This window comes from Neorhizobium huautlense (genome assembly GCF_030811685.1).
GTDB classification, from domain to species: domain Bacteria; phylum Pseudomonadota; class Alphaproteobacteria; order Rhizobiales; family Rhizobiaceae; genus Neorhizobium; species Neorhizobium huautlense_A.
The window spans coordinates 58,437-79,993 of record NZ_JAUSRF010000015.1 but is presented as its reverse complement, the minus strand read 5'-3'; the positions used below and the strand labels follow the sequence as shown (position 1 = coordinate 79,993).

General features: G+C 60.9%; 20 protein-coding genes. 13 read left to right on the top strand and 7 right to left on the bottom strand.

The features are described 5' to 3' along the window. Nucleotides 1-9: 9 nt before the first annotated feature. Nucleotides 10-654, top strand: a complete 645-nt coding sequence (gene rdgB, locus J2T09_RS20440; protein ID WP_306837865.1) for an RdgB/HAM1 family non-canonical purine NTP pyrophosphatase — start codon at nucleotides 10-12, stop codon at nucleotides 652-654. 10 nt (nucleotides 655-664) lie between these two features. After that, complete coding sequence (gene hemW / locus J2T09_RS20435; protein WP_306837863.1) at nucleotides 665-1,855, top strand: radical SAM family heme chaperone HemW; 1,191 nt, start codon at nucleotides 665-667, stop codon at nucleotides 1,853-1,855. Between the two features lie 4 nt (nucleotides 1,856-1,859). On the opposite strand, the gene J2T09_RS20430 is transcribed toward hemW, so the two are convergent. From J2T09_RS20430 to J2T09_RS20420, 3 genes are all read right to left on the bottom strand, one after another. Then, nucleotides 1,860-2,456 (bottom strand): class I SAM-dependent methyltransferase, encoded by a 597-nt coding sequence (locus tag J2T09_RS20430; protein ID WP_306837861.1) that lies wholly within the window; start codon nucleotides 2,454-2,456, stop codon nucleotides 1,860-1,862. A 9-nt stretch (nucleotides 2,457-2,465) separates the two neighbouring features. Next, nucleotides 2,466-3,080: a LysE family translocator gene (locus tag J2T09_RS20425; RefSeq protein ID WP_306837859.1), complete on the bottom strand. Its 615-nt coding sequence runs from the start codon at nucleotides 3,078-3,080 to the stop codon at nucleotides 2,466-2,468. Between the two features lie 92 nt (nucleotides 3,081-3,172). Then, nucleotides 3,173-3,508 carry a metalloregulator ArsR/SmtB family transcription factor gene (locus J2T09_RS20420; protein ID WP_306837942.1) on the bottom strand — a complete coding sequence of 112 codons (336 nt, stop codon included), beginning with the start codon at nucleotides 3,506-3,508 and terminating at the stop codon, nucleotides 3,173-3,175. A 104-nt stretch (nucleotides 3,509-3,612) separates the two neighbouring features. Here J2T09_RS20420 and J2T09_RS20415 point away from each other — a divergent pair, with 104 nt between their 5' ends. Next, nucleotides 3,613-4,236, top strand: coding sequence for a hypothetical protein (locus J2T09_RS20415; protein ID WP_306837857.1), 624 nt, complete (start codon nucleotides 3,613-3,615; stop codon nucleotides 4,234-4,236). A 3-nt stretch (nucleotides 4,237-4,239) separates the two neighbouring features. Here J2T09_RS20415 and dnaA read toward each other — a convergent pair whose 3' ends face one another. The 3 genes from dnaA to mutM form a co-directional block, all read right to left on the bottom strand. Beyond that, nucleotides 4,240-5,814, bottom strand: coding sequence for a chromosomal replication initiator protein DnaA (gene dnaA, locus J2T09_RS20410; protein ID WP_306837855.1), 1,575 nt, complete (start codon nucleotides 5,812-5,814; stop codon nucleotides 4,240-4,242). A gap of 856 nt (nucleotides 5,815-6,670) precedes the next feature. Next, a complete protein-coding gene (gene rpsT / locus J2T09_RS20405) occupies nucleotides 6,671-6,937 on the bottom strand; it encodes a 30S ribosomal protein S20 (protein ID WP_306837853.1) in 267 nt (88 codons plus the stop codon). Between the two features lie 219 nt (nucleotides 6,938-7,156). Next, a complete protein-coding gene (gene mutM / locus J2T09_RS20400; RefSeq protein WP_306837851.1) occupies nucleotides 7,157-8,047 on the bottom strand; it encodes a bifunctional DNA-formamidopyrimidine glycosylase/DNA-(apurinic or apyrimidinic site) lyase in 891 nt (296 codons plus the stop codon). 164 nt (nucleotides 8,048-8,211) lie between these two features. Here mutM and ubiE point away from each other — a divergent pair, with 164 nt between their 5' ends. The 10 genes from ubiE (at nucleotide 8,212) to J2T09_RS20350 (ending at nucleotide 20,513) form a co-directional block, all read left to right on the top strand. Next, nucleotides 8,212-8,988: a bifunctional demethylmenaquinone methyltransferase/2-methoxy-6-polyprenyl-1,4-benzoquinol methylase UbiE gene (ubiE, locus tag J2T09_RS20395; RefSeq protein WP_306837849.1), complete on the top strand. Its 777-nt coding sequence runs from the start codon at nucleotides 8,212-8,214 to the stop codon at nucleotides 8,986-8,988. 9 nt (nucleotides 8,989-8,997) lie between these two features. Beyond that, nucleotides 8,998-10,560, top strand: coding sequence for a 2-polyprenylphenol 6-hydroxylase (gene ubiB / locus J2T09_RS20390; RefSeq protein ID WP_306837847.1), 1,563 nt, complete (start codon nucleotides 8,998-9,000; stop codon nucleotides 10,558-10,560). 120 nt (nucleotides 10,561-10,680) lie between these two features. Next, entirely contained in the window at nucleotides 10,681-12,270 is a 1,590-nt protein-coding gene (locus J2T09_RS20385; protein WP_306837939.1) for an aromatic amino acid ammonia-lyase, read from the top strand. Nucleotides 12,271-12,317: 47 nt separating this feature from the next. Next, nucleotides 12,318-13,568: a Zn-dependent hydrolase gene (locus J2T09_RS20380; protein WP_306837845.1), complete on the top strand. Its 1,251-nt coding sequence runs from the start codon at nucleotides 12,318-12,320 to the stop codon at nucleotides 13,566-13,568. A gap of 4 nt (nucleotides 13,569-13,572) precedes the next feature. Further along, entirely contained in the window at nucleotides 13,573-14,670 is a 1,098-nt protein-coding gene (locus J2T09_RS20375; protein ID WP_306837843.1) for a DUF917 domain-containing protein, read from the top strand. Between the two features lie 40 nt (nucleotides 14,671-14,710). After that, nucleotides 14,711-16,372, top strand: coding sequence for a urocanate hydratase (locus J2T09_RS20370; RefSeq protein WP_306837840.1), 1,662 nt, complete (start codon nucleotides 14,711-14,713; stop codon nucleotides 16,370-16,372). 199 nt (nucleotides 16,373-16,571) lie between these two features. Beyond that, nucleotides 16,572-17,981, top strand: a complete 1,410-nt coding sequence (locus J2T09_RS20365) for a hypothetical protein (RefSeq protein WP_306837839.1) — start codon at nucleotides 16,572-16,574, stop codon at nucleotides 17,979-17,981. Nucleotides 17,982-18,086: 105 nt separating this feature from the next. Next, complete coding sequence (locus J2T09_RS20360) at nucleotides 18,087-18,836, top strand: hypothetical protein (protein WP_306837938.1); 750 nt, start codon at nucleotides 18,087-18,089, stop codon at nucleotides 18,834-18,836. A gap of 88 nt (nucleotides 18,837-18,924) precedes the next feature. Continuing rightward, nucleotides 18,925-20,133, top strand: coding sequence for a bifunctional phosphopantothenoylcysteine decarboxylase/phosphopantothenate--cysteine ligase CoaBC (coaBC, locus tag J2T09_RS20355; protein WP_306837837.1), 1,209 nt, complete (start codon nucleotides 18,925-18,927; stop codon nucleotides 20,131-20,133). 17 nt (nucleotides 20,134-20,150) lie between these two features. Further along, entirely contained in the window at nucleotides 20,151-20,513 is a 363-nt protein-coding gene (locus J2T09_RS20350; protein ID WP_306837836.1) for an MmcQ/YjbR family DNA-binding protein, read from the top strand. On the opposite strand, the gene J2T09_RS20345 is transcribed toward J2T09_RS20350, so the two are convergent. Beyond that, on the bottom strand, nucleotides 20,514-21,320 hold the full coding sequence (locus J2T09_RS20345) for a class II glutamine amidotransferase (protein WP_306837835.1): 807 nt from the start codon (nucleotides 21,318-21,320) through the stop codon (nucleotides 20,514-20,516). It abuts the gene before it with no gap. Nucleotides 21,321-21,557 lie beyond the last annotated feature (237 nt).

Here is a 21,557-nt window from a genome sequence, read left to right as displayed (position 1 = left end):
AGGACCGCCATGCGCAAGCTCGAGACCCGAACCATTGTCGTTGCCAGCCATAATGCCGGCAAGATCCGCGAGATCGCCGACCTGATTGGTCCCTTCGGTTTTTCGGCGAAATCGGCAGCCGAGCTGAAATTCGAGGAGCCGGATGAGACCGGCACGACATTCGAAGAAAACGCGGCGATCAAGGCACTGGCGTCTGCCAAGGCTTCCGGCCTGCCCGCCCTTTCCGACGATAGCGGTCTGGTGATCGACGCGCTGGACGGTGCACCAGGCGTCTATACCGCCAACTGGGCTGAACGCGAGGATGGCAGCCGCGATTTTCCATGGGCAATGCAGAAGGTGGAAACCGCCCTGCAGGACAAGGGCGCGGCAACGGCCGAAAAACGCACTGCCCGTTTCGTCAGCGTGCTGTGCCTTGCATGGCCCGACGGCCACACCGAGATGTTTCGAGGCGAAGTCGAGGGCACGATCGCCTGGCCACCGAGGGGCGCCGATGGTTTTGGTTACGACCCGATCTTTCAGCCGCAGGGTTACGACACCACATTCGGCGAGATGACAGCTGAGGAAAAGCATGGCTGGAAGCCGGGCGATGCGGAAGCGCTTTCCCACCGCGCCCGCGCCTTCAAGATTTTTGTCGAAACCTGCCTGGAAGCGTAAACAACACCCTATGGACACCGTACTCGATCGCCATGCCAAACTTCTGCCCGATACCGGTGAGCCCGGTTTCGGGGTCTATGTGCATTGGCCCTTCTGTGCCGCCAAGTGTCCTTACTGCGACTTCAACAGCCATGTCCGCCACCAGCCTGTCGATCAGGAGCGGTTTACTGCCGCCTTCTTGAAGGAGGTGGCATGGATGCGGCAGATGAGCGGTCCGAAAACCGTGACCAGCGTGTTTCTGGGCGGCGGCACGCCGTCGCTGATGCATCCCAACACGGTATCCGCCATTCTCGACGGCATTGCCAAACACTGGCACATGCCCGACGGCATCGAGATCACCATAGAAGCCAATCCTTCCAGCGTTGAGGCCGAACGGTTTCGTGGGTATCGCGCCGGCGGCGTCAATCGTGTGTCGCTGGGCGTGCAGGCGCTGAACGACCGCGACCTGAAGTTTCTGGGCCGTCTGCATGACGTGGAAGACGCGCTGAAGGCGATCAAACTGGCGCGCGACATCTTTCCACGCATGTCCTTCGACCTGATCTATGCCCGCCCAAAACAGACCGTGGCCGAGTGGGAAAAGGAACTGCATCAGGCTATCAATTTTGCCGTCGACCACCTGTCGCTTTACCAGCTGACGATCGAGGAAGGCACGCCCTTCTTCGGTCTGCACAAGGCCGGAAAACTGATCGTGCCGGATGGCGACCAGTCGGCCGATCTCTACGAGGCGACGCAGCAGATCACCGCAGGTTTCGGCATGCCGGCCTATGAGGTTTCCAACCACGCCGTGCCGGGCGCGGAAAGCCGCCATAACCTCACCTATTGGCGTTACGGCGATTATGCCGGCATCGGCCCCGGCGCGCATGGCCGCCTGTCGCGTGGCTCCTTCAAGATCGCCACCGCCACCGAGCGCAAGCCGGAGGCCTGGCTCGACCTCGTGGAGGCCCATGGCCATGGCATGGTGGAGCAGGAACAGCTCGGCTTCGACGAGATGGCCGACGAATTGCTGCTGATGGGCCTGCGCCTGACCGAAGGCGTCGATCTTGCCCGCTGGAGCCAGCTTTCCGGCCGCGACCCGAACCCGGAGCGCGAGCAGACTTTACTGGAACACGGGTTTATCGAACGCATCGGCAATTCAAGACTTCGCTGCACGCCTTCCGGCATGTTGATCCTCGATGCCGTGGTGGCCGATCTGGCCTTTTGAGGTTTTAAGCCTTGACCGCCAGAAGATGCAGCCAGTCGGTGGGCTGGCCGTCATAGGCGCCACCATGGTTCATGTCGAAGGCAAGTCTTTGCCACGGCAGCGTTTCGCACAGCGCTTTCAGCCAGGGTTCGGACGGGTAGTTGAAATAACGGCCGAGAGCATCATGCCCCTCCGCCTGCCCTGCCTTGAAACTGGCATAAAACACACCACCGGGACGCAATGCCCGATGGATGCGGGCAAGCACGGCGCCAAGTTCCGCACGCGGCACATGCAACAGGCAGGCATTGGCCCAGACGCCATCGAAGGCGGAAACCGCGGCAATCTCGTTAAACGGTAGAACGGAGACCGGTATTTTCAGCCGGCGCGAGGCTTCGGCGGCGATTTCGGCAATGCCATCCGTCGGCGTCACCCGAAAACCGCGAGACAGCATTTCGGCACTGTCGCGCCCGTTGCCGCAGCCGAGTTCGAGAATTTTTGCGCCTGCAGGAAGGCGGGCAAGGAAAGGATCGAGCCGCTCGCGGCTGGGCGCATTCGCGTGCTCGACATAGATGTCGGCATTGTCCGCATAAAACCGGCTGGTGGGATCCTGCGACTTGACCATGCCCCTCTCCTATCGCGACAACATCAGTTTGGTACCAAAGCCCAAAAACACCATGCCGACACCGAGATCGATCTTCTTCTTGGCTTTCAGATAACCGTCGGCAACACGCGGATGGGTGATGAGACCGACAAGGCAGGTATAATAGAGGGTCGAGATCACGATCATCACCGCGATGGCTGCCAGTCCGTAAAAGAATGGCGTCCCGACCGGCATGGTGGCGGCAAACAGGGATGCCACGAACAGCGCCGATTTCGGATTGGCGAGATTGGTGGCGAGCCCCATGCGATAGGCCACCTTCAGCGGCACGGCGATCCTGCCCTCCGCCACTTCCGCCACCGGGCCGGAGCGCCGCAGATCGCGCAAGATCCTGAAGCCGAGCCAGACAAGATAAAGCCCGCCGACGATTTTCAGCGCCAGATAGGCGAAGGGTGCGGCCTGGAACAGTGCATTGATGCCGAGCCAGCCGGCAAGCCCCCAGAAAAACGTGCCGGTTATGGTGCCGGCGGCTGCCACGACAGCGACCTTGCGAGGTGCCGTCAGCGCATAACGCATGACCAGCAGCGTGCTTGGGCCGGGCGTGATGCAGGCCACCGCCCAGATGGTGGCTACGGACAGAAGAAACATTCTTTACGTCCCTCAGGCATGGCTTTTTTCAAGACATGCGCCCCGCAGGCGGCCCTGGTCAAGGAGAGATTGTCCGGAGTTTAAAGCCGACCCTATTCGGCCGGTTTTTCTGCCTCGGCGGCCTTGGCCTTGCGGGCAAGCTCGGCGCTCTCACGCCGGATCGGACCGCCGATCGGACATACATCCTGCACGAAGCCCGTGAGTGTCGAGGCCAGCGTATCGGGCACCTGCTTGTAATACACGAACTTGCCGCGCTTTTCGCTGGCCACCAGACCGGCATGCTCCAGCAATTGCAGATGTTGTGAGATCGACGGCTTCGACATGTCGAAACGCGCGGCGATATCGCCCGCATTCATCTCGTGATGGGCGACATAAGCGAGGATTTTCCGGCGCACCGGCGAGGCCAGCGCCTCGAAGATCATTTGCATCGACATGACGGGACATTACCCGAAATCATTTAGGCAAGCAATTAATTGTTGACAGAAAAACGATTAGACGATTACCTAATTATATAAACAAAAGGAGAGAAGAGATGCAGGTCCGATCGCAACTGGCGCCGATTGAACGGGGCGTGGGGACAAAAAAGCTGGGTATCGCCCGAAATTGCGCCACAAGCACCGGAGGCAGCCCAGCAACCGCAACAGCCCCGAATACCCCTTTGTGGCGATCGATTTACATCGTTGAAATCGCGATCCTCGCCATTCCGACGTTATCGATCATGGGTCTGGTGGCTATGCTGGGCACGCTCTATTGTTCAGGCATGTCGCTGATAGGCCTCGGCATGTTACTGGGTGACGCCTTAAAAGGCGAGCTTGGCGATGAAAGCGTTGGCTTCCTCGTTCTCGGATCGATCGGAGCACCGACGAGCCTCAGCGGACTGTTCGCGATCTACCGTTTCATAACGCTGTCTGAAGCCTATCTCGACGGATCACCGGCAAAACTTCTCGAACACAAGAGAGACTTCCGAGCGGGCATGCTGCTGGCTGTAGCGCCTCTTGTCGCGACCACCGTGTTTGCGGTGAGCATGATGCTCAGCGTGCCGAACGTATCGCTTGCGTTGCCGTTTCTGAGCGGCGCAGTGCTCTTCATCCCCATAACGCATTTGTGGCTCGCCCTGCGCGAGGCAGGCCGAGCCATGACGAAAGAATCCGCCTAAGGATCAGGCGTTGTTGTCGTTGATCAGGCGCTTCAGGAGTTCGATCTCCTGGCCGAGCTTGGTGTCGCCGCCGATCAGTTCCTCGATCTTGCGCACGGCATGCAGAACCGTGGTGTGGTCGCGGCCACCGAAACGACGGCCGATTTCCGGGAAGGAACGCGGCGTCAGCGTTTTTGCCAGATACATGGCGATCTGGCGCGGCTTGACGATGACGCGGGTGCGGCGGTTCGACACCAGTTCCTGGCGCGAAACATTGTAATGGCGAGCAACGATGCGCTGGATGTCCTCGATACGGACGCGCTTGGCCTCACCGGTGCCGACCAGATGCGCCAGCAGTTCGTCGACGCGGTCGATCGATAGCGACGGCTCGAAGGAGCGGCGGAAGATCAGCTGATTGAAGGCACCTTCCAGCTCGCGGCCGCTATTGGCGACATTGCGGGCAACGTGGGCGAGGATCTCGTCCGGGATATCCAGAGTCGGATCGTCCTGACGCGAGATTTCCAGGCGACGCTTCAGCATTTCGAAGCGCATTTCGAAATCCGGGGTCTCCATCTCGATATTGACGCCGCCCTGCAGACGCGAACGGACGCGGGTATCCAGCGATTCCAGTTCCCACGGTGCGCGGTCGGCGGCAACGACGACCTGCTTGGCGCTGTCGAGCAGCATGTTGAGAAGGTGACAGAATTCGTTCTGGATCATCTTGCCCTGCAGGAACTGCATGTCGTCGATGATCAGGAGATCGATATTGCGCAGCGATTCCTTGAGCGTCAGGGCGTCGTTGTCGCGGATGGCGGTGGCGAAACGCCACATGAAATATTCGGCGGTCAGGTAAACGACGCGCGGATTGCGGTCGCTGTTGACGGCGGCATTGGCGATTGCCTGCAGAAGGTGGGTCTTGCCGAGGCCGACGCCGGAATGGATGAAGAGCGGGTTGAAACGCACGGCATTTGCACCGGCATCCGCAATGGTGCGGGCGGCAGCAAGGGCAACGCGGTTGGACGGGCCTTCAACGAACGTGTCGAACGTGTAGCGGCTGTCGAGCGGCGAACCGAACAGCGGGCCGCCGGCAGACGGCTGGCGGGTGGTCGAGGGAGCGGCAGTCTGGACGGGCGCAGCAAAAGCCGGGATCTGGCCGATTTCGCGCGGCGGCTGGCGGCGGACGGGCTGGGCAGCCGGTGCAGCCTCGGCAGCCGACGGACGCTCTTCAGCGCCGGCACGGACCGGACGGCCGGCGGTGCGCACCAGGATTTCGACCTTGAGGATTTCTGCATCCTCGGCCTGCATGATGGTGGTGATGAGATCGAGATAACGGTTGTTGATCCACGACTTCAGGAAGGTCGTGGGAACGCTCAAACGGACAACACTCTTGGAAACGGAATGGAGCTTGAGACGTCCGAACCAGCTCGTATAGACTTCAAGGCCAACCTGCGCCTTCAGGCGCGCGCTGAACCGCTCGAAAAGAGCATCATTCTGCATTTCAGATTTATCCCCTGCCGCCTGGGAGCAAACCGAGTCCAACGCCTGCGGTACCGTATCGCTTTCGCCAAAAGCCCGGATCGGAGCCGTGTTCATCTGCATTGCTGTGCCGCCTTCCAATATTACTCACGCCCGGCGGCCGTACTTTTGTACCGCCAGGTCGAACTGGTTAAATTGCGATCCGCCGGTCTCTCCTCGTAAGAGCCCTGCCTCTCGCAGCAATTTTTTAAATGCCCCGTGGATCAAAGATCCGATCGCGACTTACCAGGAGCCCTCTTTTTTCCCCGGCTCCAGACCGCATCAATACGCGATGCGACCGTGACACCCCATCCTCGTCATGAGGCATCGAATTCTCTTTTCTCCATGGGGCCGGCCAGCGGCCCCACTCATTCGACAACAACCAACCGCGCCGGAATCCTTGCGAATTCACGGTGTGCAACCGCTGGTTATATGAAAAAACGGAAACTGAACTTTCCGTCACAAGAGTCTAGAGAGTCTTAGTGCCCACTCTATACTTGGCGTTTGTCAGTGTTCCCGACAATTCCCCGCGCCTCTTGTTGAGAGCCATTTAGGCAGGATCACTCACCAAGATCAACAGCGAATTTTACGCAAAATTAAACGGCGCCCGTTGACTCTTCTGGCCCAGTCGGCATCGATTTAAGTCCTTGTTCGAGAATCTCTTTTGAATCAACGGGATTCAAAAATGAGGGGAATACTGGACGCGCGATAAGCGAAAAAATAAAAATTCGCTTGACTCAAAATCGGACAGGTCAGCCACCCCAAAAATCAGTGGAATGCAACCTTTCCTTCCATAAGCATTTGATTTTCAACGAATTTTTATGTCACCGACTTGTTATCAATTCGTCAAATAAGCCGGACAAGGATTCTCGCATAGCGGGAACGCGAAAAAGCCCGGTCAACGACCAGGCTTCATTCACGACAGCGATTTTGACGCTGATTAGGCCGAAAGGGCCTTAACGCGCTTGGCAAGACGCGAGACCTTGCGGTCGGCGGTGTTGCCATGCATGACGCCCTTGGTGGCGGCGCGCTGGATTTCCGGCTGAGCGGCCTTGAGGGCTGCTGCTGCGACCGTTACGTCACCGGTTGCGATCGCTTCTTCGACCTTGCGGATGAAGCCACGAACGCGCGAACGGCGAGCCTTGTTGACTGCGGTACGGCGAGCGATCTTGCGGGTCGCCTTTTTCGCCGAAGTTGTATTGGCCATCTCATGCCTCTCTACGAATTCGAACCAAAACTCCACCATCGCCGCGAAGGGTCGTTGCGACCTCACCATTCAGCAATTCGGGAGCAATAGAGGAAGCCGTGATCAGGCTTTCCCAACTGTGGAGGGGCGTATAGCCTTAATGGGCCCGGTCGTCAACGCGCAATTTCACCGGTTTTGCCCGGATTGCGAGTCTTTTCACCGAGCCACCCCGCCGCCGCATCATCGCTGGCAGTCAGGGCAATAAAAAGACGAACGCCCGGCCTGGGTGACACGATGGATGATGCCCGTGCATTCCGGCGCCCGGCAGGCCTGCCCTTCCCTGTCATAGACGGAGAAGGAATGCTGGAAGTAACCGAGCGTACCATCCGTCTGGATATGATCCCTCAGCGACGAGCCACCGGCGGCAATGGCATCGGCAATGACTTCGCGAATGGCCTCGGTCAGCGCCACCAGTTCCTTTTTCGGTTTGCCCGTCGGCGTGACGATGGTGCCCGATGCCCGAAGCGGGGACAGATGCGAACGCCACAAGGCCTCGCAGACATAGATATTGCCCAGGCCCGCGATATTGCTCTGGTCGAGCAAAGCGCTTTTCAGCGGCTGGATTTTTCCCGAAAACCGTTTGGCCAGATGATCGGCGCCCAAAATATTGCCGGTGGGTTCGGGGCCAAGCTCGGCAAATGCCGGATAGGTATCGAGCTCGGAACGCGTCCACAGATGCATGAAGCCAAAACGGCGCGGGTCGTTATAGATGACACGCATCGGACCGGATGGTGTCGTCAGGTGAAAGATGACGTGATCGTGTTTTTCATCCTTGGAGCGCGCGTGATGAAAATTGCCGGGCACCTCAACGCCTGCCCCTTCTTCTATACGGAAGGAACCGGACATGCCGAGATGGGCTATGATGCTTGCGCCATCATCGAGATCGATCAGCAGATATTTCGCACGGCGGCCAAGGGCCGCGATGCGTTGTCCCGATACGCGATCGGCAAAGTTCTCTGGAAAGGGAAAGCGCAGGTCGGCGCGGCGAAGCTCCAGCCTTGTAACAGTTGCACCCTCCATCACCGGCGAGAGGCCTCGACGGACGGTTTCGACCTCTGGCAATTCGGGCATGGCGTTCCTAACTTCCTGTTTCAACGTCCGGCGGACTGCTCTATAGACCAAGCAACAAGACGCCGCATGTGATCAAGAACATAGTGTGCGGCAGGGCCATTCGCTATGGCCGGATCGAACAGACACGCGCCCTAGAGGCGGCATCAGATAAAGAGGATCGCTCCATGGCTGACACCCGAACCCAGGCAGACGGCGGCATGGAAACCTCATACGGTTTTCGCGAGGTCAATACCGGCGAGAAACAGGGCCTCGTCAACGAGGTGTTTCACAAGGTCGCCAAGCGTTATGACGTGATGAACGACGTCATGTCGGTCGGCATGCACCGCATCTGGAAGGATGCGATGATCAATGCGCTGAACCCGCGCAAGGACCCGGATTACCGCTTCCTCGACGTCGCCGGTGGCACGGGTGACATCGCCTTCCGTATCGTTGAAGCCTCCGACAAACAGGCCAAGGGCACGGTTCTCGATATCAACGGCTCGATGCTGGGCGTGGGCGCCGAGCGCGCCGCCAAAAAGAAGCTCGCCGACAACCTGACTTTCGTCGAGGCCAATGCCGAAGAGCTGCCTTTCGAGAACAATTCCTTCGACGCCTATACGATCGCCTTCGGCATTCGCAACGTGCCGCGTATCGACGTGGCGCTGTCGGAAGCCTATCGCGTGCTGAAGCGCGGCGGCCGTCTGCTGGTTCTGGAATTTTCGGAAGTCGATCTGCCGCTTCTGGAGCGCGTTTATGAAGAATGGTCGTTCAAGGCCATTCCGCAATTCGGCAAGATGATCACCGGCGATGCCGAACCCTACCAGTATCTGGTGGAATCGATCCGCAAATTCCCCAACCAGGAAAACTTTGCGACGATGATCCGCACGGCCGGTTTTTCGCGCGTCGGTTTCACCAATTACACCGGTGGCATTGCCGCCCTGCATTCCGGCTGGAAGCTGTAAGGGCACCGCATGAGCACGATCGGCGCCTATTTCCGCCTGACCCGCGTCGGCTGGGTTCTCGTCCGCGAAGGCGTGGTCTCGGCGCTGCCGACGCAGGGCATGCCGCCGGCACTGGCGCTTGCCAAATCGCTGACCCGCATCTTTGTCAAACCCCGCTCGATCAAGGAAAGCCGTGCGGAGCGGCTCGCGCGTGCCGTCTCCAGGCTTGGTCCTTCCTATGTGAAGATCGGCCAGTTTCTGGCAACCCGGCCGGATGTGGTCGGTGTCGACTGGTCCGCCGATCTTGCCCTTTTGCAGGACCGGATGGCGTTTTTCCCGACCGCCATTTCCAAGGAGCAGATCGAGACCTCGCTCGGTCGGCCGATCGACGACCTTTACACATCCTTCGGTGAACCGATCGCCGCCGCCTCGATCGCGCAGGTGCATCCGGCCGAAGTGGCGGGCAAGAAGGTGGCCGTCAAGGTCGTGCGCCCCGGTGTGCGCCAGCGGTTCGCCAACGATATCGAGGGCATGTATCTGGTCGCCCATATGCAGGAGCGCTTCATGCGCTCCTCGCGCCGCCTGCGTCCGGTCGAGGTGACGCGCACGCTGGAACAGACCACCAAGCTGGAAATGGACCTGCGGCTGGAAGCGGCAGCCCTTTCCGAAATTGGCGAGAACACCAAGGACGATCCCGGCTTCCGCGTGCCGAACGTGGACTGGGAACGCACCGGCCGCGACGTCATTACCATGGAGTGGATCGACGGCGTGAAAATGTCGGACGTGGCGGCCTTGAAGGCTGCCGGTCACGATCTCGATCTTCTCGCCGAAACGCTGATCCAGTCCTTCCTGCGCCATACGCTGCGCGACGGCTTTTTCCATGCCGACATGCATCCCGGCAACCTGTTCGTCGATCCGCAAGGCATTATCGTTGCCGTCGACATGGGCATTGTCGGGCGCTTGGGCAAAAAGGAACGACGGTTCCTCGCCGAAATCCTCTACGGTTTCATCACCCGCGATTACATGCGGGTGGCGCAGGTGCATTTCGAAGCCGGTTACGTTCCGAGCCACCATGATATTGCGAGCTTCGCGCAGGCGATCCGCGCCATCGGCGAGCCGATCCACGGCCAGCCGGCCGAAACCATCTCGATGGCGCGCCTGCTGGCGCTGCTCTTCGAGGTGACAGACCTGTTCGAGATGGAAACGCGGCCCGAGCTGATCATGCTGCAAAAGACCATGGTTGTGGTCGAGGGCGTGTCACGCATGCTCAACCCACGCTTCAACATGTGGAAGGCATCGGAACCGGTGGTCGGCCAATGGATCCGCGACAATCTCGGCCCCAAGCGCATCATGACAGACCTGAAGGACGGCATGACAGCGGCGGTAAAGCTCGCGGAAGCTCTGCCGGAAATTGCCGCCAAGACCGAAAAATTCCATGGCCAGCTGTTGCAGATGAGCGAACACGGCCTGCGTTTCGATCCTCAGACGGCGGAAGCGATCGGCAAGGCCGAGGCGCGGCATACACGTTCGGGACGGTGGGCTTTGTGGGTGATCGCCATCGCGCTGGTGGCCATTGCGGTGATGCTGGCCTGACGGCCGGAACAAGAAGGAACGACATGGCCTGTCGCAGCCAGACACGGTTGCGAGGGCCGCGGATCAGATAGGATCCGCGCACGGGGAGACGGGATGATAAGATCCGACGGCGTGCATGACATGAAGATTTCCGAAAAGCAGGGTCCGGCCGAGGACGCCGCAGACCCGCATGCCATCATCGAACTCACCGGCCAGCCGCTCGGTTTTCCCGAACTGATCCGGATCGGCCAGGGCGCCGTGCAGGTGACCGCAGAACCGGAAGGTCTGGCTCGCGTGCGCGCCGCCCGTGCGGTGCTGGAAAAGGCGATTGACGACGGCATTCCCGTTTATGGCGCCACCACCGGCGTCGGCGCCATGAAGGATGTCGCGTGGTCGCCGGAAGAACTGGATGCCTTTAATCTCGGCCTTGTACGCGCCCACCACTTTGGCACCGGCGAGCCCTTTCCCATTGCCGTCGTGCGCAATGCTATGGCGCTGCGCGTCAACACCGCGCTGACCGGCTATGTCGGCTGCTCGACCGATCTGGTGGAAGCCTATCTGGCGCTGCTGGCGGCAGACGTCATCCCTGTCGTGCGGCGCACCGGCTCGATCGGCTGCGCCGATATTGGCCTGATGGGACAGATCGGCGCGGTTCTGACCGGCGTCGGCGAGGCGCATTACAAGGGTCAACGCCTGCCGGCCGCACAGGCCTTCGAGGAAGCGGGCTTAAAACCGTTCAGGATGGCGCCGCGTGACAGTCTGGCTTCGCTGAGTGTCAATTCCGTGAGCTTTGCCGCCGCCGCCGAGGCGACACGTTCGGCTGCCGGCGCCATCCGCACCATGCTGGCGACGGGCCTGGCCGCATCGGCTGCCATGGGCGGTTCACGCGACCCCTGGGTCGCCGTTACGCATGTCGGCACACCACGCGAGGCGATGATCGGCAAATGGCTGTGCAACGCATCCGACGGCTGGTCGGAAGGTGGACAGGACTGGCCCATCGCCACGCATGTGCAGGATCCGCTCAGCCTGCGCATGATCGCTCAAGTTTTCGGATCGGTGTTCGAGGCAGTGCTGACGGCGGGACACAAGGTGCTGGCAGCGACAGGGCGCTCGGACGACAATCCCGTCATCGTCGATGGCCGGGTGCTGACCTCGGGCGGCTCCCTCCCCCTCGACGTGACGGTACTGCTCGAATCCGCTTCGCTGACCATGGCGCATGCGGCCCGCAACGCCTTCAATCGCTGCGTCTTGCTTGGCAACGGTCAGCGGCGCGATCTTCCCGTCAATCTCGTCCCGCATGGACGCATCGCCACCGGTTTCGGGCCGATCATCAAACTCGCCGGCGAAATCTTTTCGCGCGTCTTGTCGATGACCAATCCGGTTTCGGCCCAGTCGCTGGTCGTGTCCGGCGGCATGGAGGATGAGGCAGCCTTTCTGCCATTGGTCATCGAACGCTTCGAACGGCAGACACAGGCGCTGAAACGTCTGGCGGCGCTGGAGGCACTGCTGGCCGCTCAGGCGATGGACATTTGCGGCGACAGGCCGGGTGGGGCGGCGAAGCTGGTTTACGATGTCGTGCGTCGGCATGCCGCCTTCTACACCGTGGACCGGCCGCTTTCGGCCGAAGTGGAAGCGATCGAGGCGGACCTTTCGGCCGATGCCTTTCTGGCCGACCTCATCGCCATTTCGCCGATCCATGCTATCGATGATTTTTTTGCACTTGGAGTTTAGGCGCGCCGCCGGATGAAAAGCGTATGCGTGCCGGAAGGAGATATTGCATGCATTCGAACTTGCCGGTCGACGCGTCTCGGATTGCCGCGGATATCGAGGCGCTGGCCGACATCACAGAACCGGGGCGCCCATGGACACGACGTGCGTTCTCTCCTCTCTTCCTCGAAGGCCGCGCCTATGTGGAACGGCGGATGCGTGATGCCGGTCTCGAAACCCATATCGACCATGCCGGCAACCTGATCGGCCGCAGACCCGGCAAAAAGGGCGGTGGCACGCTAATCATCGGCTCGCATTCCGACACGGTGCCGGAAGGCGGACGATTTGATGGTATTGCCGGGCTGATCGCGGCGCTGGAAGTGGCGCGTTCGCTCGCCGACAGGGGCATCGAACTGGATCATGATCTGGAGATCGTCGATTTTCTGGCCGAGGAAGTCAGTCCCTTCGGCGTCTCGTGCATCGGTAGCCGTGGCATGACCGGGCAGCGTCCGGACGCATGGCTCACCCGCATGGCCGACGGCCGCAGCCTTGCCGCCGGCATAACCGAAGTGGGTGGCGACGTGAATGCGGCAAAAGCCCGTACCGACATCAAGGGTTTTCTCGAACTGCATATCGAGCAGGGCACGGTGCTGGAGCGCGAAGGCATCAATATCGGCGTGGTGACGGCGATTTCCGGCATTACCCGTATCGAGATCGTCATCGAAGGCCGTGCCGACCATGCCGGCACGACGGTGATGCCGTTCCGCAAGGATGCGCTTGTGGCCGCCTCGGAAATCGTTCTGGCCATTCGCGAGGCCGGCTTGGAACTCTCAAAGACGCCCGGACATTTTACCGCGACTGTCGGTGAATTCGAGATCGAGCCGAATGCCGCCAATGTCATTCCGTCGCGGGTGCGCATGCTGATCGATGCGCGTGCGGAACTGCGCGAGGACATGGAGGTGTTTTGTACGCATCTGGACACCATCGCGGCCCGCACCGCCGAACGCTGGGGCGTGACGATCGCAGCCCCGGTGCGGATTTCCGATGTTGTTGCGACACCCTGCGATCCGCAGGTGCTGGCAATTCTGGAACAGGCCGCCGATGGCGCCGGCATCAGCCATCGCCGCATGGCCTCGGGTGCCGGTCACGATACGGGCTGGATGGCCAAGGTGGCGCCGGCAGCGATGATTTTTATCCCCTGCAAGGAGGGCCGCAGCCACTGCGCCGAGGAATGGGCGGAAACCGACGATATCGCGCTTGGAACGGCCGTGCTGTTTGAAGCCGTGCAGGACATGGACCGGAGATTGTCTGAGGAGAGCTGACACGATGGGACGCATACTGACGGAAAAGGATGTGGAAGCTGCGGTCAAAGGCGGCTCGGTTTATGCCGCGGGCGGTGGTGGTTGGGCCGATCATGGCCGCATGCTGGGATATGCGGCTGTCGCTGTCGGCAAGCCGGAACTGGTGTCGATCGACGAATTGAAGGACGACGACTGGGTGGCGACGGCAGCCGCCATCGGTGCGCCCGCCTCGACCACGCCCTGGGAAATGCGCGGCGTCGATTATATCCGCGCCGTGCAGATCCTTCAGGAAACGCTGGGCGAAAAGCTTTCCGGCCTGATCATCGGCCAGAACGGCAAATCCTCGACGCTGAATGCATGGCTTCCCTCCGCCGTACTCGGCACCAAGGTGGTGGATGCGGTGGGCGACGTACGTGCGCACCCGACCGGCGACATGGGTTCGATCGGCATGGCGGGTTCTCCTGAACCGATGATCCAGACCGCCGTTGGCGGCAACCGCGAGGACCATCGTTATATCGAGCTGGTCGTGCGCGGTGCGACGGCAAAAATTTCGCCGGTGCTGCGGACGGCTGCCGATCAGTCGGGCGGGTTCATCGCCTCCTGCCGCAATCCGCTGCGAGCCTCCTATGTGCGCAGCCATGCGGCGCTGGGCGGCATCTCGCTGGCACTGACGCTTGGCGAGGCCATCATCGAAGCGGAAAAACGTGGCGGCTCGGCCGTGATCGACGCGATCTGCAAGACCACCGGTGGTGACATCATCGCCGAGGGTGAGATTACCGCCAAGGACGTCGTCTACACCCCGGAAGCCTTCGATATCGGCACCATTACCATCGGCACCGGCGACAAGTCAGCGGTTCTGCATGTGATGAACGAATACATGGCGGTGGAGGATGCCGGCCGCAACCGCGTCGCCACCTTCCCCTCTGTGATCACCACGCTGTCTGCCAAAGGCGAGCCGCTCAGTGTGGGCCAGCTGTCGGTCGGCATGAAAGTGTTCGTGCTGCATGTGCCGATGGAGATCTTGCCGCTGTCTTCCAGCGTGCTCGATCCCAGTGTTTATCCCTATGTGGAGAAGGCGATGGGGATCGAGATTGCGAAATACGCGCTGAAGGGACGGAACTGAGAAGGCAGTCCTGAGCCCCCGAAACACGGAGGAGACCCGCATGTCAAAACCCAATCCGCGTCACCCCGATTTCCCCATTCCCGGCGGGCCGGAACTGCGCGCCAAAGGCTGGCGGCAGGAGGCGTTGTTGCGGCTTCTGGAAAACGTGCTGTCGGTGGGTGAGGACCCGGACAATCTCGTGGTCTATGCCGCACTCGGCAAGGCGGCGCGCAACTGGGCATCCCACAAGGCGATCGTCGAGACGCTGACGACGATGGACGAGGACCAGACGCTGCTGATCCAGTCCGGCAAGCCGGTGGGGTTGATGAAGACCCATGCCAAGGCGCCTCTTGTCATCATGGCCAATTGCAACATCGTCGGCCAATGGGCGAAGGCCGAATATTTTTACGAGCTGGAACGCAAGGGCCTGATCTGCTGGGGCGGGCTGACCGCTGGCGCCTGGCAATATATCGGCAGCCAGGGCGTCATTCAGGGCACGTATGAAATTTTCATGCGGATTGCCGAGCGACGGTTCGGTGGCGATCTCGCGGGTCGTTTCATTCTGACCGCCGGCCTTGGCGGGATGGGCGGCGCGCAGCCGCTGGCCGGGCGCATGGCGGGAGCGGCGATCCTCTGCATCGACATCGACCCTGAGCGTGCGGCAAAACGCAAGGCGATCGGTTATCTCGACGAGATTGCCCCGAATCTCGATGCGGCACTGGCCATGATCGATGCGGCGGTTAAGGAGAAGCGTGCGATCTCCATCGGTCTCGTCGGCAATGCAGCCGCGCTCTACCCGGAGATTTTTCGGCGTGGTATCGTGCCGGATATCGTGACCGACCAGACGTCGGCGCATGACCTCGTCTACGGTTACGTGCCGAAGGGCATGGATCTGGCGACCGTGAAAAACCTGCGCAAGGATGGTCAGGGCCAGTTGATGGCGGCAAGCCGTGCCTCGATCGTCGATCATGTTCAGGCGATGCTGGATTTCCAAAAGGCAGGCGCAGAAGTTTTTGACAACGGCAACCTGATCCGCACACAGGCGCGCGAAGGCGGCGTCACAAACGCGTTCGATATCCCAATCTTTACCGAAGCCTATCTGCGGCCGCTGTTTGCCCGCGCCATCGGGCCTTTCCGCTGGATGGCGCTGTCGGGCGAGGCCAGCGATATTGCCCATATCGATGATCTGCTGATCGAGATGTTTCCGGATAACAGGATCATCACAAACTGGATAAGGCTGGCGCGAGACAATATCCCGTTCGAGGGATTGCCGGCGCGCATTGCGTGGCTGGGCCATGGCGAGCGCACCGCTCTGGCGCGCAAGGTCAACGAACTGGTGGCGAACGGCGAACTGGCGGGGCCGATCGCCTTTTCACGCGATCATCTAGATGCCGGCGCCATGGCGCATCCCAATATCATGACCGAGCGGATGAAGGACGGATCGGATGCGATTGCCGACTGGCCGTTGCTGGATGCGATGATGCTGTGCTCATCCATGGCCGATCTCGTGGTCGTGCATTCCGGCGGTGGTGGTTATGCCGGTTACATGACCAGTTGCGGCGTGACGGTGGTGGCCGATGGCAGCCCGGAAGCCGACGAACGGCTCGACCATGCGCTGACCAACGACACGGCGCTGGGCGTCATCCGTTATGCCGATGCCGGTTATGACGAGGCGCTGGACGAGGTGGAGAAAAAGGGCGTGCCGCATATCCGGCTGGGATAATGCGCGCTCCCTTTCTTCTCCCCCGACCGGCCTTGTCGCCAGCGCCTGCCATTAACCGAAAATCGCGAAACTCCATTGCCACGGCAAAAGACGGGCGGCGACCATTGACGACTGCCGCAACGCACCGCCATCATTCCGCCAGCTTCTTCATTCCTTGTTAAGGAATACATTCCTCTCACCATTGCCCTCTGGAGGCCTCATGGCGCTTGGCGCTTCGCACCGCTTGACTGACGGCGTCGCTGCCGTCGAAACCATGACCCGTTTTGCGCTGGCCGTGCTGGCACTGGCCTCCGGCGTCTATACCTATCTGGGCGCACGCACGATCCTCGATGGATCGCCGACGGCGGTGTTTTTTGCCGCCATCATCTATTCCGTATCGGTCTCGGTCGGCATCTATGCCTTCTGGTCCTACATGATGCGGTTCTACCCGCATGTGACGAGCCGCACCGGGCGCACGGGCCTATTGTTCGTGATGGCGGCAGGCTGCGCGATGATCATGTCCATGTCGAGCTGGCTGAATGCGGCAGCCCTTGCCGGCTCCGCTGCGGTGGAACAGCATCTGTCCCGTTCGGTGGAAGATTACGCTGCCGATCTGGACCGCGCCCACCAGAATGCGCTGGCCGCGCAAAGCCTACTGCCGGATATCCAGCGCGCTTCCGAACGCTTTTCGCAACTGGCCGCTGTTGAGCGCCAGTCCGGTTCGCTGACCGGCACGACCGGTTCCGGCAGCGTGGTACAGCTGCTGACCCAGATGTCGGCGCAGATGAAATCGCTGGAAGGCAATATCAACGCCTCACGTGAACAGGTCAGCGAACTGGTGGAACAGGGCCAGAAGCGGATCGAGACGATGCGCCGCATTCTCTCGACGCCGGGCTCGATCGAACCGCGTGCCGACCAGTTCTCGACGGAAGCCGTGGCGCTGACCAATGTCATGACGCAGCTTTCGCAGATGTCCGTTGCGCCTTCGATCCGCCGTGCCGCCGACGACCTGTCGCTCGGCTTCATCGCGCCGGTGCCGGATGGCGCGGCCCCCGACCTCGTCAACCGCCAGAACCAGGTGATGGAGACGGTGAAGGCATCCGTCGCTGCGCAATCGAAAGCACTGGCAAAAGCGGCCGACGAAATTCTTGAACGTCCGCCGATAGCCGAGCGCCGTTTCGTGCCACTTTCGCCGGCCGAAGCCGTGCTGGAATATGCGTCAGATTTCATTCCGGCATGGGCCGGAGCGATCTCGATCGATCTTCTGCCCGGCGTCATGGTGTTTATCCTTGCCGTCGTGCACGGCGCCATCCGCCGGCAGGAAGAAGGCATGTCCTTTGCCGAACGGCTGACCGTGGCCGAACTGATGGAAACGCTGGCATTGCAGAAGGCAATTTCGGAAAAGGCGGCCGAGGCGAAGGTGAAAGATGCCCCGACAGCCGAAGAGGTGGCGCTAGCTGCCGCAGACACGCGCGCGCACCGCGAACACGAAGCCGACGACCGGGCAGAAAACCGGGCCGAGAACCGAGATGACGAGCATCATCTGCGGACAACGGAAGGCGACGACCCGCATCACGCAACCAATGTCGCGAGCTTCGATCCAGCCAAAAACCCGCGCAAGGGCCCCTGATCCGTGAACCAGTTCAGCCGATCCATCGCCACCAATGTCACGGCCGAACCAAAGAAGCGCCGCAGCCTGAAACAGGCTCTCGTGTCGATAGACGACGGCGCGATCATGCGCACGGCCTTCTACATGCTGCTGGGCGCGGCGGTGACGTTTCTGGCCGTCGATGTCTATGAGGTCGCCACTACCGGGACGGATACAAGCCTGCCCGGCCACGATCCGCTGACGACGGATGCGCCTGTTCTTCCGCCGGCTCTGACGGAGGGCACACCGCATGCGCCGCCGGTGGCACCGGCAAGCCCCGCCGAAGTGCTGCGCAAGCCGATCACCTTCAACCTCACCGGCGGCGGCGTTCTGCTGGCGGAAGGGGCGATCGATCCGGGTGCGGCCGAGCGTTTCAAAACGGAGATCGAGGCGCGCGGCGAATATGTAAAAACGGTGGCACTCAATTCTCCGGGTGGCGCGGTGGAGGACGCCATCGCCATGTCGAAACTCATTCGAGAGAAAAAGCTGGTGACACGGGTCAGGGAAAAGGCGCTCTGCGCTTCCTCCTGCCCGATCGTGTTTGCTGGCGGCGTGATGCGGATCGCGGAAAAGGATGCGGTGATCGGCGTGCATCAGGTGTTCAACGGCAGCCGCGAGCGACCTTCGCCGGAAGAGGCAATGTCGGCGGCACAATCCACCACGGCACGGATTGCCCGGCATCTGGAGGAAATGGGCATCGGCGCCGGCGTCTGGCTAAAGGCGCTGGAGACACCGCCGGACCGGCTCTATTACCTGACACCAAAAGAACTGGCGGATTTCAAGCTGACCACGCCGGGCGTGACGCCGCAGGCGGCAGCACCGGCGAGACGACCCTGACGGTCTATTGCCGCATCGTACAGTCCGTACGATTGCAACTTCTGCCTCAAAGGCTTAGCTTCCGGCCAACATTTTAGCGGGCAGAGCCATGGATCTTTCGGGCAAGCGTATTCTTCTCATCATCAGCGGCGGCATTGCCGCCTATAAAAGCCTCGACCTGATCCGCCGGTTGCGCGAGCGCGGTGCCGAGGTGCGGCCGGTGATGACCAAGGCAGCGCAGGAATTCGTGACGCCGCTGGCCGTCGGCGCGCTGTCTTCCGGCCATGTCTATACCGAACTGTTTTCGCGCGAGGATGAGCAGGATGTCGGCCACATAAGGCTGGCGCGCGATTGCGACCTCGTTCTGGTGGCGCCGGCAACGGCCAATTTGATGGCGAAGATGGCGCATGGTCTGGCCGACGATCTGGCCAGTGCCGTGCTTCTTGCCACCGACCGACCCGTTCTGATCGCACCGGCGATGAACCCAAAGATGTGGGAGGCGAAGGCGACGCGGCGCAATGTCGAGACGCTGAAGGCGGACGGCATATCCTTCATTGGCCCGATGGCGGGCGAGATGGCCGAAAGCAACGAGGCGGGTATCGGTCGCATGGCTGAGCCGCTTCAGATCGTCGAAGCGGTGATCGGCATGGTCGATGCTGGACCAAAGCCGCTTCAGGGCCGCAAGGTGATCGTTACCTCCGGGCCGACGCATGAGCCGATCGACCCGGTGCGGTACATCGCCAATCGCTCCTCCGGCAAACAGGGCCATTCGATCGCTGCGGCGCTGGCGAGACTTGGAGCCGACGTGAGGCTGATATCCGGCCCGGTCACGATCCCTGACCCGGTTGGCGTGACCACCGTTCATGTGGAAACGGCCACCGAAATGCTGGGGGCCGTGGAAGCACAATTGCCGGCCGATATCGCCGTGATGGTGGCGGCAGTGGCGGACTGGCGTGTCGCGGCATCGGCGGATCAAAAAATCAAAAAACAGCCGGGCGAGGCCCCTGCCCCGCTGGCACTGACGGAAAACCCGGATATTTTGAAAACCGTGGGCCACCATGCGCAACGGCCTAAACTCGTCGTCGGTTTTGCGGCGGAAACCCAGAATGTCGAGACCAACGGTCGCGCCAAGCTGGAGCGCAAGGGTGCTGACCTGATTGTTGCAAACGACGTTTCACCTGAAACCGGCGTGATGGGCGGAGACCACAATCGCGTCAACATCATCGCGGCCGACGGCATCGATGTGTGGCCCGACCTTTCCAAGAATGATGTGGCAGAACGGCTGGCAGCCCTGATCGCGGCACGGTTTGCCGGCTGAAACACGGGAGCGCGGATATGAGCCTGTTCACGAAAAGCGGTTTTGATGCCTTTGTGAAAAAGCTGCCGGGCACGAGTTTCGTGGACCAGTGGGACAGCCATGTGGCCAAGGTGGGCGACAAGGCCTTTGCGCTTCTGGGCGATAGCGAGGCGCGTATCGTCGTCAAATGTTCGGAAGAAAGTTTTGAGATCCTGACCGCGCTCGAAGGCATCGGCCAGGCCCCCTATTTCGCCAAGCGCAAATGGGTGGAGATCGGATCTGGCGCGCCGTTATCGAAGGACGAGATCGCGCATTACATGACCAGATCATACGAGCTGGTGGCTGCCGGGCTGACCAAAAAACTCCGGACGGAACTGGGCATCACCCTGCCCGCAAAATGATCAGGCCGCGACCGACAGCAGCTTCGGCTCGAAAATTTCCCGCTTCATGCCGTCGTCGCAGAGCGTGATGGCGCTGCCATCCGGGATTTCCATCCACGCATCGACATCATCGTTGAGCGGTTCGGAGACGAGGCAATAACCCGTCGTTTTCCCGCATTTACCGCCCATCGGTGCTGCATAAAGCGTCGGCGGCTTGTGGTCGGTGGCATAACGCACCGCGTAAAGCCGGCCGCCATCGGAAAAGGCGGCGGTGAACCGCACCAGCGCATCACCACCATGACGATGCGAAAAATCCTCGACCGTGGCGATGGCTTCCGCCACTGCGCCGAGTGGATCGTTCTCCAGGCCGAAATGCAGGGCGAGCAGGAACAGAAGCTCGGAATCGGTCGTTCCTGCGCGGGCATCGAACAGCGTATCGGGCAGCAGCGCTTCCATGCGGCGGCGAATACGCTCGAACCCGGAAATCTGGCCATTGTGCATGAAGGACCAGCGGCCATGCACGAAAGGATGACAGTTGTCTCGCCGCGTTCCGCCATTGGTGGCGGCGCGCACATGCGCCAGAAACAGCGGCGAACGGATCTGGCGGGCGAGACTGCGCAGATTGCAATCCGACCAGGCCGGCAGGATATCGCGGTAACGACCGGGTTCCGGATGATCGCCATACCAGGCAATGCCAAAACCATCGCCATTGGTGGCGGTCTTGGCACGGTTGGCGCAATGGGACTGTTCGATCAGCGAATGTGCGGGCGAGGATACAAGCTCTTCGAGATAAAGAGGGTTACCACGATAGGCTGCCCAACGGCACATGGGTTCACTGCTCCGATCGAGACCGCGAACATGACGCGGCGCATATTTCAAAGGGTCGACGCATTTGGCTAATGAAAGCTTAACCTAGCAGCATTCGTGACGGAATTACGACGGTTGAGGCTTCACATTTTGCAACGCATATAAACAGTGTTGCGCGATGGACACGATCGACCGGTACCGTACGGAACGGCATAAGTGCGGCCATTTCCGGGCAAGCGGGGTTGCCGCTGGGCAGAC

Bases quoted from the DNA above. Each gene is read 5' to 3' on its own strand.
- rdgB (WP_306837865.1), top strand. From the start codon at position 10: ATGCGCAAGCTCGAGACCCGAACCATTGTCGTTGCCAGCCATAATGCC.
- hemW (WP_306837863.1), top strand. From the start codon at position 665: ATGGACACCGTACTCGATCGCCATGCCAAACTTCTGCCCGATACCGGT.
- J2T09_RS20430 (WP_306837861.1), bottom strand. From the start codon at position 2,456: ATGGTCAAGTCGCAGGATCCCACCAGCCGGTTTTATGCGGACAATGCC.
- J2T09_RS20425 (WP_306837859.1), bottom strand. From the start codon at position 3,080: ATGTTTCTTCTGTCCGTAGCCACCATCTGGGCGGTGGCCTGCATCACG.
- J2T09_RS20420 (WP_306837942.1), bottom strand. From the start codon at position 3,508: ATGCAAATGATCTTCGAGGCGCTGGCCTCGCCGGTGCGCCGGAAAATC.
- J2T09_RS20415 (WP_306837857.1), top strand. From the start codon at position 3,613: ATGCAGGTCCGATCGCAACTGGCGCCGATTGAACGGGGCGTGGGGACA.
- dnaA (WP_306837855.1), bottom strand. From the start codon at position 5,814: ATGCAGATGAACACGGCTCCGATCCGGGCTTTTGGCGAAAGCGATACG.
- rpsT (WP_306837853.1), bottom strand. From the start codon at position 6,937: ATGGCCAATACAACTTCGGCGAAAAAGGCGACCCGCAAGATCGCTCGC.
- mutM (WP_306837851.1), bottom strand. From the start codon at position 8,047: ATGCCCGAATTGCCAGAGGTCGAAACCGTCCGTCGAGGCCTCTCGCCG.
- ubiE (WP_306837849.1), top strand. From the start codon at position 8,212: ATGGCTGACACCCGAACCCAGGCAGACGGCGGCATGGAAACCTCATAC.
- ubiB (WP_306837847.1), top strand. From the start codon at position 8,998: ATGAGCACGATCGGCGCCTATTTCCGCCTGACCCGCGTCGGCTGGGTT.
- J2T09_RS20385 (WP_306837939.1), top strand. From the start codon at position 10,681: ATGAAGATTTCCGAAAAGCAGGGTCCGGCCGAGGACGCCGCAGACCCG.
- J2T09_RS20380 (WP_306837845.1), top strand. From the start codon at position 12,318: ATGCATTCGAACTTGCCGGTCGACGCGTCTCGGATTGCCGCGGATATC.
- J2T09_RS20375 (WP_306837843.1), top strand. From the start codon at position 13,573: ATGGGACGCATACTGACGGAAAAGGATGTGGAAGCTGCGGTCAAAGGC.
- J2T09_RS20370 (WP_306837840.1), top strand. From the start codon at position 14,711: ATGTCAAAACCCAATCCGCGTCACCCCGATTTCCCCATTCCCGGCGGG.
- J2T09_RS20365 (WP_306837839.1), top strand. From the start codon at position 16,572: ATGGCGCTTGGCGCTTCGCACCGCTTGACTGACGGCGTCGCTGCCGTC.
- J2T09_RS20360 (WP_306837938.1), top strand. From the start codon at position 18,087: ATGCGCACGGCCTTCTACATGCTGCTGGGCGCGGCGGTGACGTTTCTG.
- coaBC (WP_306837837.1), top strand. From the start codon at position 18,925: ATGGATCTTTCGGGCAAGCGTATTCTTCTCATCATCAGCGGCGGCATT.
- J2T09_RS20350 (WP_306837836.1), top strand. From the start codon at position 20,151: ATGAGCCTGTTCACGAAAAGCGGTTTTGATGCCTTTGTGAAAAAGCTG.
- J2T09_RS20345 (WP_306837835.1), bottom strand. From the start codon at position 21,320: ATGTGCCGTTGGGCAGCCTATCGTGGTAACCCTCTTTATCTCGAAGAG.